The organism is Vagococcus entomophilus, assembly GCF_003987595.1.
Taxonomy (GTDB): Bacteria; Bacillota; Bacilli; order Lactobacillales; family Vagococcaceae; genus Vagococcus_E; species Vagococcus_E entomophilus.
On record NZ_NGJZ01000002.1, the window covers coordinates 354842 to 372438 of the forward strand.

A 17597-nucleotide genomic window follows, 5' to 3' on the forward strand; every position below is an offset into this window, starting at 1 on the left:
TAGAAATATTTTTTAATAATTTGAAAAGGAGGGGATGGATTTGGAAGAAGAAGTACTCGCTTTGCACAAAAAGCACACGGGTGTTTTAAGCATCCATTCAGATCTGCCTGTACTAAACGGTCACGATTTATCGAAAGCGTATACACCTGGTGTGGCGGCGCTCAGTAAGTTGATTGAAAAGGATCATGATTTAGCTCGAGAGTACACCATTAGTGGCAAGCTCGTTGCGGTTGTAACAGATGGTTCTGCGGTATTAGGGCTGGGAGATATAGGCTCACAAGCAGGTTTGCCAATTGTGGAAGGAAAGGCGTTGCTGTACAAAACATTTTCAAAAGTAGATGCGGTTCCTTTGGCCATGGAGCAGGTAAGCATTGACGAATTTGTGGCAACTATCAAAAATATGGCGAACAGCTTTGCTGGGATTCATCTTGAAGATATTCAGGCACCGCGTTGTTTTGAAATCGAAGAAAAATTACAACAACAATTAGACATTCCAGTGTATCATGATGATCAAGAAGGCACCGCGATTGTTGTACTTGCAGGTTTATTGAATGCTGCCAAAGTTGTGGGCAAACCTATTGAGCGTTTGAAAGTAGTGATTAATGGTATCGGCGCTTCGGGTGTAGCAACGGCAAAGTTACTTGCTTTTGCAGGGATCAAATCGATTACATTAGTAGATCAACAAGGTGTATTAAAAGAAGGAGATAAAACACTTAACCCCTATCAAGCATCGCTCGTACAGCAATTAACTTGCTCAACAGAAGGAAATTCTCTTGCAGAAGCGATTGTAATGCAAGATGTTTTCATTGGTCTTTCAGTGGGATCAGTACTAAGCAAGGAGATGGTGGAAACGATGAATGAGGATCCCATTGTTTTTGCTTTAGCCAATCCTGTGCCTGAAATTACGCCAGACTTAGCAAAAGAAGCAGGTGTACGTGTGATGGCAACCGGAAGTTCTGCTTATCCAAATCAAATCAACAATATTTTAGCATTTCCAGGATTATTTAAAGGTCTGCTAGAGGCAAAAGGGAAAAAAGTTGATGAAGCTCTAGAGTACCAAGTGGCTAAAGCACTTGCAGACATGGTCAAACAGCCAACAGCAGAGAAGTTTATTCCCGGTGTATTTGAACCAGATGTAGTCGAAAATGTGAAACATGCGGTCATCAATTTTTTTAAAAAATAAAGAAAAGAGGATTGAAAAATGAAACAAACTGAAACGAAAACGTTGGTGCAAAAAATAGCTCAACTTAAAATTGGTTTTATTCCGCTACCTATTTATTTACTCTTAGTGGCCGTTTATTTTCTATTAACACTTGGCAAAATTATGCCGAATGACATGTTAGGTGCACTTGGTATCATGACCTTATTTTCGTTTATATTAGAAGAAATTGGCAAACATATTCCAGTATTAAACTCTTTAGGTGGGAAAGTGTTAGTTGTCACGTTTCTTCCTTCCTATTTAGTTTATAAGTCTTGGTTGCCAGAGTCTTCCATCAAGACGGTAACAGATTTTATGAGCAATAATAATTTCTTGAATTTTTTTATCGCTCTTTTAATTGTAGGAAGTATTTGCTCTATGAATCGAAAAACGTTGATTAAAGCAAGCTCTCGAATTATTCTAATTTTGATTATTTGTGATATTGTAGGCGCTTTAGTTGGAACGGGTGTTGGAATGTTGCTTGGTCTACCTGCATGGCAAGCTTATTTCTTTGTTGTAGCACCAATTATGGCTGGTGGTGTTGGAGAAGGTGCATTGCCATTATCTATTGGTTATGCTGGGTTTATTGCGACAAAACAGCCCGATGTTTTTGCTTCAATCCTTCCTTGTGTCATGCTTGGAAGTTTAATTGCGGTGATTTGTGCAGGAATACTACGTAAACTGGGGGAAATGAAACCAGAATTAACTGGAAATGGACGCTTGATTGACGAAGATGACGAACATTTGGATAATTTGAAAGGGGCGAAAGTCGACGTAGACATTGAAAAAATGTTAATTACGGGTGTACTAGCAATAGCGCTATATCTATTTGGGGTTTGGGTGAACAGCACGATTCATTTGCCAGCACCTATTGTGTTATTGGTTGCCGTTATGGGAGCGAAAATGTTAGGCTGGATTCCAAATGATATCCAAAATGGTGGCAATTCGTTGTATACTTTAACTGTAAAAGGTATTACTCCACCTCTTTTATTTGGGGTAGGGGTTGCGATGACTCCCTGGAAATCATTAGTCACGGTCTTTACACATGTGCCGATGATTCTTACTATTTTTGCAACGGTTGTAGCGATTGTGTTGACGGCCTTCATCACTTCAAAGATTTTAGGATTGTATCCGGTAGATACAGCCATTGCAGTTTCTTGTTGTAGCGGACAAGGTGGAACGGGCGCCCTTGCCATTTTGGCTGCTGGTGATCGGATGAGTTTGATGCCTTTTGCTCAAGTTGCCGTTCGGTTAGGCGGAGCAATGACCGTGACCTTTGCCATCTTTTTGATGGGGATTTTAACTTAAAATATAAAGGATGCGAGAATAATGTATGGTCAAAAAGAGCTAAGTGTTGTTTATTTAAAAGATAAAAAAATGAGGGAGTCTTGGCTTAGTCTTTTGCAACAAAGTGGGATTGAGCGAGTTTCAGAAGCGGAGATTCTTTCGTTAGACCGAACATTTGGCCTTTATCAAGATGACCATTTGGTCGCAACCGTTTCTTATAGTAAAAATATTATCAAGTATGTAGCAATTTTAGAAAATTACCGAGAAGGTGGCAGAGTATTCAACCAACTCATTTCTAAAGTGATGAGTACACTAGCCTACGAACAAATTTTTCACATACTGGTTTTTACAAAGCCAGTTTATATTCAGTCGTTCAATTATCTAGGCTTTCAATTATTGACTCAAACACCTCAGGGGGCATTTTTAGAGACGGGAGATGACTCCATTCAACGCTATCTTGCACAGTTGCCCAAAGCACAAAAAAATGCGGAAGTTGCAGCCATTGTCATGAATGCGAATCCTTTTACCAAAGGGCATCTTTATTTGATTGAAGAAGCGTTAAAACAAAGTGATTTCTTATATATTTTTGTTGTGAGCGCGGAAGAATCTCTGTTTACTTCAAAAGAGCGCTACGAGTTGGTACGAGCTGGGGTGGATCATTTGAAAAATGTGGCGGTTTGTCCTGGGGGAGAATATATGGTTAGTTTGGCCACTTTTCCTGCTTATTTTCTTCAATCAGAGGATGAGGTTATTGCGTATCAAACGGAGTTGGATGCGCGATTGTTCAAAGAGTGGATTGTGCCTTACTGCCACATAACCAAACGTTTTTTAGGGAGCGAGCCCTGTTCACATACGACAGATCTTTATAATGAAATGCTGTGTAAAATATTACCCCCTGAGGTTACGGTCAAAATTATAAAAAGGAAAGAAACAAAAGAAAAAGAGGTCATTTCGGCTTCGAAAGTTCGGCAATTCATTGCGCAAGACCAGATTTATGAGCTGTTGGAATGGCTCCCTCAATCGACCTATGATTTTATTGTTTCAAATATAAAAAAATTGAGGATCAAAGCAAGTAGAAAGGACGAAGAACATGAAGATTGAAAAGACAGCACTTGCAGGTACATTGGAATCAAGTGATATTCAAATTATGCTCTCTCAAGGAGAAAACGGCATTGAAATTGAATTAGAAAGTCAAGTCATGGAGCAATTTGGCAAACAAATTACCAAAGTAATTCGTGAAACGTTGGTAAGCTATGGAATTGATCAAGTAAAAGTAAAAGCAGTAGACAAAGGAGCGCTTGATTGTACAATTCAAGCAAGAACAAGAGCAGCGATTCAACGATCACTGGGCAAAGAACATGATTTAGATTGGGAGGCGCTTGTGTAATGGAACGATTAAGAAGAACGATGATGTTCGTACCAGGTAATAATCCAAGTATGGTCAAAGACGCAGGCATTTACGGAGCAGATTCAATCATGTTTGATTTGGAAGATTCTGTTTCCATGACAGAAAAAGACGCTGCACGTATGCTTGTTTTTCAAGCTTTACAGACAGTAGATTATGGAAAAGCAGAGCTCGTTGTTAGAATCAACGAGTTACATTCTGACTTTGGGAAAGCAGACATTTATGCTGTGGTTAAAGCTGGGGTCAACGTGATTCGCTTACCTAAAACGGAAACGGTTGAAGATGTAACCGAAGTAGAAGAGGTGATTGAAGCAGCAGAGAAATTTTTTAATATTCCAATAGGAAAAACCAAGATGATGGCAGCTATCGAGGGTGCATCAGGAGTTCTTAATGCACCAGACATTGCAAAAGCAAGTCAAAGACTGATTGGGATTGCCATCGGAGCAGAGGACTATGTAACAAATATGAAAACGCACCGCTATCCAGATGGTCAAGAGCTATTCTTTGCACGTAGCATGATTTTGCATGCAGCTCGAGCAGCCGGAATTGCTGCATTTGATACGGTTTATTCAGATGTAGAGAATGAAGCAGGACTGCGAGCTGAAGTGGAGTTGATTCATCAGTTAGGGTTCGATGGAAAATCGGTGATTAATCCACGTCAAATTCCTGTAGTTAACAGTGTGTATCAACCTAGCGAGAAAGAAATTGAGAATGCCAAAGCAGTAATCAGGGCCATTGAAGAAGCAAAAACAAAAGGCTCAGGTGTTATTGCGCTAAATGGAAAAATGATTGATAAACCTGTGGTGGAACGTGCAGAGCGCGTCATGATGTTAGCAAAGGCATCTGGTTTACTAGATGAGGAGGATATGTAACATGAAAAATCAAGTGAATCGTGATATTCCAGCAGAATTTTTGAAAGAATATCAACCGTTTGAAACAACGGAAATCGGCAATCCTATCATCCAACGTAGTGCACCCAAAGTACGTGCAGTGACTTTAGGAGATGATAAATTGGTAAACAGTGTAGAGGAAGTCATCAAAAAGTCTGGGTTAAAAGATGGCATGACGATTTCTTTCCACCATCATTTCCGCGAAGGCGATTATGTGTTTAATCATGTCATGAAAGTTATCAAAGAAATGGGCTTTAAAGATTTGACATTAGCGCCCAGCTCACTTACAAATGTTATGAATGATCGAGTGGTTGAGTGCATCAAGCAAGGCGTGATTACGTCTATCACTACAAGCGGCATGCGTGGTTCGCTAGGCGAGTTTGTCTCACGTGGTGGCATGAAAAATCCAGTGATTCTACGTTCGCATGGGAATCGCGCACGCGCAATTGAAGCAGGAGATATTAAGATTGACGTGGCGTTTTTAGGCGTACCAAATGCAGATGCTTATGGAAATGCGAATGCTATTTACGGAAAAGCGGTTTTTGGGTCGTTAGGCTATGCCAAAATAGATGCTCAATACGCGGATAAAGTGGTACTTTTGACAGATACTCTGGTTCCTTATCCGAATACTCCAATTAGTATTCCACAAACACAAGTCGATTATGTTGTAAAAATTGACGAAATTGGAGATCCAGAAAAGATTGGAGCAGGTGCGACACGTTTCACCAAAGATCCTAAGGAATTAAAGATTGCGCAAACCGTTAACCAAGTGATTGTCAACTCGCCGTATTTTAAAAATGGTTTCTCCTTCCAAACTGGGACAGGTGGGGCTGCACTTGCTGTGACAAGGTACCTAAAAGAAGACATGAAAGAACAAAATATTAAGGCTTCATTTGCATTAGGGGGCATTACCAAGCCAACCGTTGATTTGTTGAATGAAGGATTAGTTGAAAAAATATTAGATGTTCAAGACTTTGATAAAGGTGCTGCTCTTGGCATGGCCCAAAATCAAAACCAACAAGAGATTGATGCCTCATTTTATGCAGATCCACACAATAAAGGGGCGGTAGTCAACCAACTTGATATCGTGATCTTATCTGCTCTTGAAATTGATACGAAGTTCAATGTCAATGTGATGACTGGTTCTGATGGTGTTTTACGAGGGGCGATTGGGGGTCACCAAGACGCTGCCAATGCTAAAATGACGATTATTTCTGCACCGATCGTTCGAGGTAGAATACCTACAGTTGTAAAAGATGTGACAACAGTCATCACACCAGGGGCAAGTGTCGATGTGCTCGTAACAGAAGTTGGGATTGCTATCAATCCAAATCGTCAAGATTTAGTAGAGTTGTTTAAGCAAACCAAAATTCCTGTCTTTCCAATCGAAGAATTACAAGCACGAGCTGAAAAAATTGTTGGCGTGCCGGAACCATTAGTCTTTACAGATCGAGTGGTTGCTCTCGTTGAGTACCGTGATGGCACATTGATTGATGTCGTGAAAGAAATTAAATAACAAGGAAGTTGTGAAAAAATGAAAAATGTTTTTGAAAAAGGGATCCCTCAACGATTGGAAGACATGTTGGAGGCACGGGAAAATCGGAGTCAATTTCAGAAAAGTCTGATGCAACGATTCCCTGATGCGACCTTACTGGCACTGAAAATTAATGTTCCTGGACCCGTTAAAAATAACGAAGCCATTCAAAACATTTTTTGTGAAACGACACAACGCCTGGAAGACACTTTAAAACAAGCGAGTATGGCTGTTTTGGAAAAGGTTATCCGTGACTTGGCCAGTGGACCGGAACTGTTTTTAGTAGTCAACGTCAAGGCCAAGGCACTTAAAGAATGCACGCTTTATGTTGAACAGAGTTTTTGTCTAGGTCCATTGATAGATATGGATGTTTTCCAAGTGCAAGCAGGCCAACTTTCAGACATTTCACGTACGTCGTTAGGTGTTGCTCCAAGAAAATGCTTTGTATGTAAAGAGGAAGCAAAAAATTGTGCGCGTAACCGGACACATTCTCTAGAAGAAGTTCAACGAGAGATGAGTACCCTGTATTTCACTTTTTTTGATGAATAAATCTGGAGGGAATCCTGTGGAAAAAGAGATGAGAGAGGTAGCGTCTTACGCTGAAAGAGCGCTACTATATGAGGTAACGTGTACGCCAAAACCAGGGCTAGTAGATGCCGTGGATGCGGGAGCACATGAGGATATGGATATTTTCACATTCATCAAAAGTAGCTGTGTACTGAGAGGGTACTTTGAAGAGTTTTTTAAAAGAGGCTATCAAGCAGAAAAAGAGCTACCGTTACCTGAATTGTTCGAACAAATTAGACAACTAGGCCTTGAAGCGGAACAAGCCATGTACCAAGTAACTTTTGGGGTGAATACGCATAAGGGTGCCATTTTTTCGTTGGGCATCTTGCTGTGTGCTACAGGGTATGTGCACAAGCAAAATACTAGCATAACAGTAGAAAAAGTATTGTCTGTGACGAAAAAAATGTTGATTCGACTGTCCGCCGATTTTAAGAAATTAAACTTAGGTGAGAATCAATCCTATACTGCGGGGGAGCAACTGTATCTGAAATATGGTATTTCTGGCATTAGAGGTGAGGCGAGTGCAGGTTATCCGCTTGTTTACAACTATGCACTGCCTTTTTTAAAGAAGAGTAAAGGCACCACGCATGAACGCATGCTCGATACCCTGCTTTATCTTGTGACACTTGCTGAGGATACAAATCTTATTAAACGAGGCGGTTCATTGGCGACTCTTTTTGAAGTTCGGAAAAAAATCAAAAATTATTTTGATCATGGTGGAAGCAAAAGTGATCAAGGTAAGCAAGACTTGGCTACATTAAATCAAGAATTTAAAGATAAAAATCTTAGCATAGGTGGGTCGGCTGATTTACTGATTGTCACTTTGTATTTTTTCTTTTTAGAAGGAAATGATTTGGCGAACAGTGAGGCTTAATCAGTTAGATAGCGTACACAAAGTAACAATCTATAATAGAAGTAGGAGCATTATTTAGCTTTTAATAGGCATTAGCATTGTCTAACAGTTAAAAACAAACAGGATCCAAAAGTAATCACTACTTTTGGATCCTGTTTGTTTTTTAGAAAGAATGTAAGCTACGTTTTATATTGACTATCGGGGAATCAAAAGGTATCCTAATACCAAATAGAAACTAAATTTTCTGAAAATTTTTATTTTTTTACTTTATAGGGGGATGATCATGGGAAATTATTTAGTGTTGCAGACAGATTTTGGTTTAGGCGATGGTGCGGTTAGCGCGATGTATGGCGTTGCACATATGGTAAGTGATGATGTGGTGATTGAAAACTTGACCCACGATATTCCGCCATATGACATTTGGGTTGCATCTTATAGGCTGTATCAAACAGTTCAATATTGGCCAAAAGGCACCGTCTTTGTTTCGGTGGTAGATCCAGGCGTAGGTAGTCAAAGACAGAGTATTGTTTGTAAGACAAAATCAGGTCATTACATTATTACACCAGATAATGGTTCTTTGACTCATATTATGCATTATCAAGGATTGGAAGAAGTCAGAGTAATCGACGAAGTAACAAGCCGGTTGCCTCATTCTGAAGAAAGTCATACTTTCCATGGTCGTGACATTTATGCGTATAACGGTGCTCGTCTAGCTTCGGCAGAAGTATCGTTTGAAGAGTTGGGTAGTGTAATTGAAACGACTTCGATCGAGCAATTATCTATGGTTGATGCTACAATTGATAATGGAATTCTAACAGGCAGCATCGATGTCTTGGATGTCCGCTTTGGTTCACTTTGGACAAATATTCCATTAAATTCCTTACAAGAGGTTGCAATTGTTCACGGAGATTCCTTACAAGTGACAATCTATCATCATGGGCATAAGGTTTACCAAAATATTATGAAATTTGCCAAGTCATTTGCTGATGTTCAAGTTGGAGAGCCACTTGTCTATGTGAATTCTTTGGTGAATATTGGGGTAGCAGTCAATCAAGACTCGTTTTCCGATTTGTATCATATTGGGACAGGAATCGACTGGACCATCGAAGTTAGAAAAGCTCCAAAAATAATTTTTGAATAAGGAGAAAAGAATGAAAAAAGAATTATCAGTTAAAACAATTGTTGCTATTGGAATTGGCGCTGCAGTTTTTGTGATTTTAGGAAGATTTGCTATTATTCCAACGGGTTTTCCCAATACTAATTTGGAGACAAGCTATCCTTTCTTAGCTTTGATGTCTGTTATTTATGGGCCTTTAGCAGGTGCGTTGATTGGCTTTATTGGACACACTTTAAAAGATTTCACTACATATGGAAGCGCGTGGTGGAGTTGGGTAATATGTTCGGGTTTGGTTGGCGTAATTTACGGAATTGCAGGACGAAAAATTGATTTGATACACGGACAGTTTGGGAAAAAAGAAATTATCCATTTTAACCTGTATCAAATAGTTGGAAATGCGCTTGTTTGGGGTATCATTGCACCGATATTAGATATCGTGATGTTTAGTGAACCAGCAGGAAAAGTCTTTACACAAGCAGCGATTGCCAGTATAGCAAATATGGTAGCTGTAGGTGTCATTGGAACGTTACTAATGAAAGCCTATGCCGCAACGCGTCCTCAAAAGGGAAGCTTAACCAAAGAAGAAGAGTAAGGCAGTGGTTTAATACTCTAGAATGCTTGATTTAAGCAAATAAAAATAAGACCAAAAGAGTGAGTGCGCACAATGAGAGTGCTTGATCATCTTGCCTCCATTTTGCGCACTATTTTAAGTTTACCAATAATAATGATGAAAGAAGAGGAGAAACGGGCATGAAAAAACCGTTGATTTCATTTGAGGACTTTAGTTTTCAGTATCATAGTCAAGCAGAACCAACGCTGCATCATATTGATTTACAGATATATCCGGGGGAAAAAATTGCCATAGTAGGCCCCAGTGGTAGTGGCAAGTCAACGTTTTCTCATTGTATCAACGGGTTAATCCCACATCAATATGAAGGAACAAGTCAAGGCAAAGTGTTGGTCAATGGAAAAGACAATCAAGAGGTTACGTTAGGGGAAAGATCGTTTGATGTCGGAACGGTCTTGCAAGACACAGACGGCCAATTCATTGGATTAACTGTTGCAGAAGATATTGCTTTCGCTCTTGAAAATGATGCGGTAGACAAGCCAAAGATGAAAAAAGAAGTTCAAAAATGGGCCAAAGAAGTTGGTCTGATAGATTTTTTAACACACCGTCCCCAAGACTTATCTGGAGGTCAAAAGCAACGTGTTTCCATTGCGGGAGTTTTAATTAATGAAACGCCAATCTTATTGTTTGATGAGCCACTCGCAAACTTAGATCCTGCTTCTGGAAAAGAAACCATTCATTTGATTGATAAAATTCACAAACAAACTGGGGCTACGATTTTAATTATTGAGCATCGTTTGGAGGACGTTTTATACCGTGATGTGGACCGAATTATTGTATTTAATGAAGGGAAAATCGTAGCGGATCAAAAACCAGATGCGTTACTAAAAACTAATGTTTTAGCCGCTCAAGGAATTAGAGAGCCTTTGTATATTACGGCTATGAAGTATGCAGGAGTTGATTTAGCTAGTGTTTCTGGCATCGAGAAGAGCACGAGTATTTCAGCGCCACAGTTAAAGGAACAAATTGAAAAATGGGTAGCAAAGCAAGAATTTCAGATTGATGCAAGCAAGACAGAAGACTTGCTTAAATTGGAAAAAGTAACCTATCAATATCATTCAGAAGAACGTCTGGTTTTGGATGAAGTATCGACAACCTTTCATAAGGGTGAGATGGTGAGCATCGTTGGGAAAAACGGTGCGGGAAAATCGACGTTATGTAAGGCTGTTTGTGGATTTATTCAACCACAGAGTGGCAAGATGACTTGGAAAAAACAAGATTTTCAAAAGCTATCGATCAAAGAACGGGCTGACAAGATTGGTTTTGTGATGCAAAATCCCAATCAAATGATTTCAAAAAAAATGATTGCAGATGAAGTTGGACTTGGTTTGGTTCTAAGAGGAGTTCCGCAAGCAGAAATTAAAGAGCGTGTGGAGCGGGTTCTTAAGATTTGTGGGCTGTATTCGTTTCGAAATTGGCCGATTTCTGCTTTAAGTTTTGGACAGAAAAAGCGGGTAACAATTGCGGCTATTTTGGTTTTAGATCCTGAGATGATTATTTTGGATGAACCGACTGCGGGACAAGATTTTAAACATTACACAGAAATGATGCACTTTTTAGAGGAGTTGAACCAAACAGGGGTGACCATTGTGATGATCACGCATGACATGCACTTGATGTTGGAGTATACAGAACGTGCGCTTGTAGTCAGTGAAGGATTGATTTTGGCAGATACCGCCCCAGTGAGTGTCCTAACAAACCAAGCATTGGTTGCAGAAGCGCAGCTCAAAGAAACGAGTCTCTTTACGTTTGCCAAGCAGATTGGTTTGGCAGATCCACTAGAATTTGTGCAGACATTTATTCGCTATGATCGGCAGGTGCGTTTTCAATGAAAGAACATCAGATGTTAGGGTATATACCGGATCATACTTTTATTCATAAGCTGAATGCAACAACAAAATTGCTCTTTTTCATTCTTCTTTCAGTGGCATGTATGACAACCTATGATACGAGATTTTTATTTTTTATGAGTGTGTGCTCGCTGGTTTTATTTAAGCTTTCGCACATTCGCTTACGGCAAGTTTCTTTTGTGTTACGGTTCATTGCTTTTTTCTCCTTATTAAATTTGGTCGCAGTGTATCTGTTTTCTCCTGAATACGGGGTGTCTTTATACCATTCTAAAACAGTGATTTTTGAAGGGATTGGGCGATATAGTTTGACTCAAGAACAGCTATTTTATGAGTTCAATTTGGTCTTGAAATATTTCTCAACAATCCCATTAGCTCTATTGTTTATTTTGACGACAAATCCTAGCGAGCTAGCGGCAAGTCTGAATAAGATTGGTGTCAGCTACAAAATAAGTTATGCGGTTGCCCTTGCGATGCGTTATATACCAGATATTCAAGAAGATTTTTTTAATATTTCTCAGGCGCAACAAGCAAGAGGGTATGAAATGTCAAAGAAAGCTAGCTTATCAAAGCGTATCAAAGGAACCGCACAAATTATTATGCCCCTCATTTTTTCGAGTTTAGATCGGATTGAAACGATCAGTACCGCTATGGAGCTACGTCGATTCGGCCAGAAGAAAAAAAGAACCTGGTATGCATCAAAGTCACTCCAGCCAAAAGATTTTGCTGTGTTGGCAATCGGAATTGGGTTAACCATTATTAGCTTTAGTTTATTTTATGTTAATGGTGGAAGATTTTATAATCCGTTCCACTAATTTAAAAAAAGACACTCGTTTTCAAACGGGTGTCTTTTTGCCTTATAGGATTAATGAATGTTCGCTTTTGTAATAGCTTGAATGACCGCATTGCGAAAGCCGTTTTCTTCAAGCGCCGCCACACCACGAATCGTTGAACCACCAGGAGAACATACTTGGTCTTTTAAAACTGCTGGATGGGTTTGACTTTCTTGCGCTAAAGTAGCCGCTCCTTGAATCATTTGTAACACGATTTTGTAAGCTTCTTTGCGTGAGAGTCCGTTTAGTACAGAGGCATCTGCCAAAGCTTCGATAAATACATCGACAAATGCAGGGCCACAGCCAGCGACTGTGCCAAAAATACCCAATTTTTCTTCTGGGACTTCCAAAGCTTGACCAAGTGAACCTAAGAGGGCTTGGACCGTTTCTTTGTGCGTTGTTTGACAATTCTTTCCATAGCTTACGCCTGTCATACCCGCTAAGACTTGAATGGGTGTATTGGGAATGGCACGTGCAACCAAGGAGTGCGAACCCAATGCGCTTTGGAGAACTGCGATACTTGGCGAAGTTGCCAAAGATAAAACGATTGTATTTTGCCCAAGGTTTCCTTTCAATTCCTTAAGTATACTTGGAATAACAGAGGGAATTGTTGCGATACAAACAACGTCACAGTCTGTTAAATCCGCTACGTTTCTTACTAAACGAAAACCTAACTCTGCTTGTAATGCCTCCGCTGTTCCACTTTTCCCGCCTTTTACTAATAGATTTTCTGGTCGTACGATTTGACTTTTTAATACGCCTCTAATAAACGCACTACCAATCTGACCTGCACCAAAACATGCAATTTTCATGTTATCCGCCTCACTTTCTTCTAGTACTTAAAGTATACTGGCCTAAAAGAAGAAGTGCAAACGCTTTTTAAAAAAGCATAATTAAATAAAAATGAGAAAAAGTATGCTATGATTTAGTTCATCAAAGAATTTGAAAGGGTGAGTAAAATGAGTGAGACGTTATTAATTGCAAAAAATCGTGACTTATACTTTTTTCCGTATTGTACTGAAATCGATGTTTGGTCAAGAACTGAACTTCTAGATGCTATGGCAAATCCTCTTTTAAGTGTGAATCAAGCACTCTGGAGTGAAAAACTTAGCCACTATCAATTGATTATCTTTTTGGACTATGGCTTTTCACCAGAAATGGCGGTATTTGTTAAAAGATATACTGCGGCTAAAGTTGTTCTTTATTTTTGGAATTATTTTGCTGCGGACAAACAGTTGCTATTAGCTCAAACACAAGCAGCAAAAGTTGTGGATGAAATTTTTTCATTTGATCCAATTGAGGCCCAACAATACGGATTGCTGCATAACTCAACTTTTTATTCGTTAAATTTGAAGAACCGAACCTTACCAATCCAGTATGACATATTTTTTGGTGCGTCAAATAAAGGTCGGGTTGACCAAGCACTGGAGTTAGAAAAAACATTTGAATTATTAGGTTTGACTACGTTTTACCACATCACAAAAGGGGAAGGCAAAACGACTTCTGAATATGTGCCTTATGATCAGTATTTAGATTTTGTATTTCAAAGTCGTGCTATTTTAGAAATCATGCGAGAACATCAAACAGGGCTGACTTTACGTAGCATGGAGGCTTTGTATTTCAAAAAGAAATTAATTACAACGAATCCAGTGATAAAAGACTATTGTTTTTATCATCCTCATAACATTTTTGTTCTAGGCCAAGATGATAACGCGTATTTGCCTGAATTTATGCAAAAGCCTTATGAGCCTGTGAAGAAAGAAATTTTGGATTTCTACGATGTGAGCGCTTGGTCACAGCGCTTTGCGCACCAAGATTTAGAAGCGTTTCAACGATTGGAATACAAAAATTTCCAGAATGTAGAATAAGTGCGCGCCAGCATCAAAAATTAGACACTCATGTTATAATAGAGAGGAAGAGAAACTAGGATAGAGGAAGAGAATAGATGAATGAAAAAATCAAAGGAAAATTAGCGTTGTTGCCAGATCAACCTGGTTGCTATTTGATGAAAGATCAAAATGGGACGATTATTTATGTAGGGAAAGCCAAGATATTGAAAAATCGTGTGCGTTCTTACTTTACTGGTAGTCATGATACAAAAACAGAAAAGCTAGTTAGTGAAATTGTGGATTTTGAATATATCGTAACAGAGTCAAATGTGGAGGCACTTCTTCTTGAAATCAATTTAATTCAAAAGAATGATCCCAAGTACAATATTATGCTAAAAGATGATAAAAGTTATCCTTATATCAAAATAACCAATGAAAAGTACCCAAGACTCATGATTACGCGTAAAGTTTTGAAAGATAAAGCACACTATTTTGGACCCTATCCAGATGCCAAGGCTGCTAACGAAACCAAACGTTTGTTGGATCGACTGTATCCTTTAAGAAAATGCAGTTTGTCCTCAAAAAAACCTTGTTTATACTATCACTTAGGCCAATGCTTATGCCCTTCAGTTTTTGAGGTTGATCCAAAAGTCTATCAAGATATGGTGGAAGAAATTAAGCATTTCTTAAATGGAGGGTACACAGAAATTCAAAAAAATATTGAAAAGAAGATGGGGCAAGCTGCTGAAAATCTGGAGTTTGAAAAAGCAGCTGAGTTCCGTGATCAAATTCAATCCATTCAAACCGTTATGACTCACCAAAAAATGACGAATACTGATTTTGTTGATCGTGATGTATTTGGATATGCAATTGATAAGGGCTGGATGTGTGTCCAAGTCTTTTTTGTTCGGCAAGGTAAATTGATTGAGCGAGATGTTTCGATGTTTCCGTTTTATAATGAAGCAGAAGAAGATTTCTTAACCTTTTTGGGACAGTTTTATCATAATCAAAAACACCTGCCACCAAAAGAAGTCTTATTACCAGGAAACATCGAAGCAGAAAGTGCACAAGCAGTTATTCCAACCAAACTGATCCAGCCACAAAGAGGGAAGAAGAAAAAACTGGTTGAGTTAGCCAACAAAAATGCGTTTGTTTCGTTGACTGAAAAATTTGATTTAATTATGCAAAAAGAAGAGCGGACGACAGGAGCCCTTGAAAGGCTGGGTCTGGCAATGGGAATTGCTACGCCAAACCGTATAGAAGCATTTGATAATTCAAATATCATGGGCACGAATCCTGTTTCGGCGATGATTGTTTTTGTAGATGGAAAACCCTGTAAAAAAGAATATCGAAAGTACAAAATCAAAACCGTTAAGGGACCAGATGACTATGCCTCTATGCGGGAAGTAATCTATAGAAGATATGCTCGTGTTGTAAAAGATTGCTTACCATTTCCAGACCTTATTATAATCGATGGCGGGAAAGGACAAGTAGATGCTGCTAAAGAAGTCCTAGAGGAACAATTAGGCTTAGCTATTCCAGTTGCAGGGCTTGCCAAAAATGATCGACATCGTACGAGTGAACTGTTATACGGGGATCCACTTGAAGTAGTAAATTTGACTCGTAATTCACAAGAATTCTTTTTATTACAAAGAATTCAAGACGAAGTGCATCGTTTTGCGATTACGTTTCATCGTCAGCTTAGAAGTAAAAATAGTTTTGCTTCGCGTTTGGATGAGATTGAAGGCTTAGGACCAAAGCGGAAACAACAGCTATTGCGCCAATTCAAATCTTTGAAAAAAATAATTGAAGCCTCAGAAGCAGAATTAAAACAAGCTGGACTGCCAACCAACGTTGCACACACGGTCTACACACATTTTGCGAAAGATCGAAGTGAAACAACACAAGAAGCAGTACAAAATACGACTGCGGCAAGCCCTCACTAAAGAGCCTGAAATATAACTTTTAAGTTATATTTCAGGCTCTTAGTCTTCAAATAAGCGGAGGGCACAGAAGTAACTTCTTTGTAAGTAAACTTAAATCAGCAAAGACTTGCAGAGAAATTCCGGTTGGACTTTCAAAGCTACTCACTTCTGTCCTACCTTCTTTTTTATTTGTTTAAATAATAAAAAAGAAGCAAGAGGACAGATAATAGTAAACGACTGGCTAGATGAATGACTTGGATGCGACCATTTAAGATCAATCCGTTTAGGCAGGCTGTTCCGAGTAACCCGATTAATGAAATCCAAAGAAAGCATGGTGAAAGTGGTGAGCAAATTCCAATCAAAGCGAAGCCAACATTCAAGCACATCAAGTAAAAAGGAATTTGTTGACGTAAAAAGGCCAAAACCCCACTTGTCCCCATCAAGAATAAATAAGAATAAAGTACTCCGTATAAGATAAATTTCATTTTTTTCCTCCTTAAGCTATACTTAAAACAAAATAAGTCTACCACAGGGGGTGAACCCCCTGAAAAGGAGAAAATATGTATATTGGAAAATTTCAGCAACAAATGAATACGACACGTGATACAGTAAGATATTATATGGAGCAAAAGCTGCTACATCCCAAGAAAAAAAATGGGAATTATTGGTTTGAAGAGCAGGAAATAGCAGACTTTGAAGCCATTTTGGAGTTAAAAGCCATGGGGTTTTCGATTTCCACGATCCGAGTAATTAAGGAAAATCGTGCAAAACTAGGGTGTAATACGAAGGACCAGCACCAAGAAAATTTGAAATTAGTGGAAAGTGAATTACAAAATGTCAGTCAAAAAATCGAAGCTTACCGACAACAAAAAAAACACCTAGAAACAACAAAAGTACTACTAGAACAATCACTTTTTTTAAAAAAGTAAAATAAGCTTTACATAAAAAGTAAAGTGAGCTATACTTTTTAAAGTGGAATATGAATGGGGCGAGTATGTTGCAGAACAAAATTCAGCAATTACGAAAAGCAAAAGGGCTAACACAAAGCGAGTTGGCCGAAGCTGTCAGTGTTACGAGACAAACAATTATCTCTTTAGAAAGTGGTCGGTACAATGCCTCGCTGCATTTGGCCCACCGTATTGCAAAACTCTTTGAAACGCACATTGAAGCAGTATTTATTTTTGACGATGAGGAGGACAGTTAAAAATGAATTTTACAAATAAAACTATTCAAAATGATGAACAGTATAAGGAAGTAGTGAACAAAAGAAGAAATAAAATGTTGTTGATCGCTTTTATGGGTGTGTTAACATTACTTTTACTGTGGCTATTGCCTAGCATGATTGGTTTTCAAATTAGCGATTTTGCATCGGGTATATATACAGGGGTTGGTTTTGGCTTGATTTCATCTGGAAGTATCAAAGCCATTCAGTTGAAAAAAATCGTTCAGAGTAGCGAAAAACTTAAAAAAAAGCGTATCGAAGAACACGATGAACGAATTCTTGAAATTAGTTTGAGAGCGTACAAAGTAGCAGGAATCTCATTATTGGTTGTTGCTTATTTTATTGGCTTTATTGGGATGCTTTTTAATGGAGTATTTGCTTGGATTATGGTGTTACTTGTAGGAGTATTTTTAGGAGTATATACTCTTGCATTTGTTACATATAAAAATAAAATGTAGGTCG

At 38.8% G+C, this 17597-nt stretch carries 19 protein-coding genes; 17 read left to right on the top strand and 2 right to left on the bottom strand.

The window, feature by feature from the left end:
- The first annotated feature begins 40 nt into the window (after nucleotides 1-40).
- The 12 genes from CBF30_RS07640 (at nucleotide 41) to CBF30_RS07695 (ending at nucleotide 12141) form a co-directional block, all read left to right on the top strand.
- A complete protein-coding gene (locus CBF30_RS07640; protein ID WP_170168978.1) occupies nucleotides 41-1183 on the top strand; it encodes an NAD(P)-dependent malic enzyme in 1143 nt (380 codons plus the stop codon).
- Between the two features lie 42 nt (nucleotides 1184-1225).
- Entirely contained in the window at nucleotides 1226-2506 is a 1281-nt protein-coding gene (locus CBF30_RS07645; RefSeq protein ID WP_211340494.1) for a 2-hydroxycarboxylate transporter family protein, read from the top strand.
- A gap of 21 nt (nucleotides 2507-2527) precedes the next feature.
- Entirely contained in the window at nucleotides 2528-3586 is a 1059-nt protein-coding gene (gene citC / locus CBF30_RS07650; RefSeq protein ID WP_126824678.1) for a [citrate (pro-3S)-lyase] ligase, read from the top strand.
- On the top strand, nucleotides 3576-3872 hold the full coding sequence (gene citD, locus CBF30_RS07655) for a citrate lyase acyl carrier protein (RefSeq protein ID WP_126824681.1): 297 nt from the start codon (nucleotides 3576-3578) through the stop codon (nucleotides 3870-3872). The genes citC and citD overlap by 11 nt, the downstream gene beginning before the upstream one ends.
- Complete coding sequence (gene citE / locus CBF30_RS07660; protein WP_126824684.1) at nucleotides 3872-4762, top strand: citrate (pro-3S)-lyase subunit beta; 891 nt, start codon at nucleotides 3872-3874, stop codon at nucleotides 4760-4762. Before citD ends, citE begins: the two co-directional genes overlap by 1 nt.
- 1 nt (nucleotide 4763) lies before the next feature.
- Nucleotides 4764-6296 carry a citrate lyase subunit alpha gene (gene citF, locus CBF30_RS07665; protein ID WP_126824687.1) on the top strand — a complete coding sequence of 511 codons (1533 nt, stop codon included), beginning with the start codon at nucleotides 4764-4766 and terminating at the stop codon, nucleotides 6294-6296.
- An 18-nt stretch (nucleotides 6297-6314) separates the two neighbouring features.
- On the top strand, nucleotides 6315-6863 hold the full coding sequence (gene citX, locus CBF30_RS07670) for a citrate lyase holo-[acyl-carrier protein] synthase (RefSeq protein ID WP_126824690.1): 549 nt from the start codon (nucleotides 6315-6317) through the stop codon (nucleotides 6861-6863).
- Nucleotides 6864-6879: 16 nt separating this feature from the next.
- Nucleotides 6880-7755: a triphosphoribosyl-dephospho-CoA synthase CitG gene (gene citG / locus CBF30_RS07675; protein ID WP_245975046.1), complete on the top strand. Its 876-nt coding sequence runs from the start codon at nucleotides 6880-6882 to the stop codon at nucleotides 7753-7755.
- Between the two features lie 256 nt (nucleotides 7756-8011).
- Nucleotides 8012-8875: an SAM hydrolase/SAM-dependent halogenase family protein gene (locus CBF30_RS07680; protein ID WP_390221184.1), complete on the top strand. Its 864-nt coding sequence runs from the start codon at nucleotides 8012-8014 to the stop codon at nucleotides 8873-8875.
- 10 nt (nucleotides 8876-8885) lie between these two features.
- On the top strand, nucleotides 8886-9443 hold the full coding sequence (locus CBF30_RS07685) for an ECF-type riboflavin transporter substrate-binding protein (protein ID WP_126824696.1): 558 nt from the start codon (nucleotides 8886-8888) through the stop codon (nucleotides 9441-9443).
- Nucleotides 9444-9601: 158 nt separating this feature from the next.
- Complete coding sequence (locus CBF30_RS07690) at nucleotides 9602-11311, top strand: ABC transporter ATP-binding protein (protein ID WP_126824699.1); 1710 nt, start codon at nucleotides 9602-9604, stop codon at nucleotides 11309-11311.
- Nucleotides 11308-12141, top strand: coding sequence for an energy-coupling factor transporter transmembrane component T family protein (locus CBF30_RS07695; RefSeq protein ID WP_126824702.1), 834 nt, complete (start codon nucleotides 11308-11310; stop codon nucleotides 12139-12141). The genes CBF30_RS07690 and CBF30_RS07695 overlap by 4 nt, the downstream gene beginning before the upstream one ends.
- Before the next feature lie 50 nt (nucleotides 12142-12191).
- On the opposite strand, the gene proC is transcribed toward CBF30_RS07695, so the two are convergent.
- A complete protein-coding gene (proC, locus tag CBF30_RS07700) occupies nucleotides 12192-12971 on the bottom strand; it encodes a pyrroline-5-carboxylate reductase (RefSeq protein ID WP_126824705.1) in 780 nt (259 codons plus the stop codon).
- A gap of 147 nt (nucleotides 12972-13118) precedes the next feature.
- On the opposite strand from proC, the gene CBF30_RS07705 reads away from it, so the two are divergent.
- Both CBF30_RS07705 and uvrC read left to right on the top strand, forming a co-directional pair.
- Nucleotides 13119-14027: a WaaS/CpsH family glycosyltransferase gene (locus tag CBF30_RS07705; RefSeq protein ID WP_126824708.1), complete on the top strand. Its 909-nt coding sequence runs from the start codon at nucleotides 13119-13121 to the stop codon at nucleotides 14025-14027.
- A 77-nt stretch (nucleotides 14028-14104) separates the two neighbouring features.
- Nucleotides 14105-15934, top strand: a complete 1830-nt coding sequence (gene uvrC, locus CBF30_RS07710; protein WP_126824711.1) for an excinuclease ABC subunit UvrC — start codon at nucleotides 14105-14107, stop codon at nucleotides 15932-15934.
- A 164-nt stretch (nucleotides 15935-16098) separates the two neighbouring features.
- On the opposite strand, the gene CBF30_RS07715 is transcribed toward uvrC, so the two are convergent.
- Nucleotides 16099-16398 carry a hypothetical protein gene (locus tag CBF30_RS07715; RefSeq protein ID WP_126824714.1) on the bottom strand — a complete coding sequence of 100 codons (300 nt, stop codon included), beginning with the start codon at nucleotides 16396-16398 and terminating at the stop codon, nucleotides 16099-16101.
- A 75-nt stretch (nucleotides 16399-16473) separates the two neighbouring features.
- Here CBF30_RS07715 and CBF30_RS07720 point away from each other — a divergent pair, with 75 nt between their 5' ends.
- From CBF30_RS07720 to CBF30_RS07730, 3 genes are all read left to right on the top strand, one after another.
- Nucleotides 16474-16842, top strand: a complete 369-nt coding sequence (locus CBF30_RS07720) for a MerR family transcriptional regulator (RefSeq protein WP_126824717.1) — start codon at nucleotides 16474-16476, stop codon at nucleotides 16840-16842.
- A 68-nt stretch (nucleotides 16843-16910) separates the two neighbouring features.
- The gene (locus CBF30_RS07725; protein ID WP_126825535.1) at nucleotides 16911-17117 is read left to right on the top strand and encodes a helix-turn-helix transcriptional regulator; all 207 of its coding nucleotides are present in this window, start codon (nucleotides 16911-16913) and stop codon (nucleotides 17115-17117) included.
- Nucleotides 17118-17119: 2 nt separating this feature from the next.
- A complete protein-coding gene (locus CBF30_RS07730) occupies nucleotides 17120-17593 on the top strand; it encodes a hypothetical protein (protein ID WP_126824720.1) in 474 nt (157 codons plus the stop codon).
- Nucleotides 17594-17597: the final 4 nt, after the last annotated feature.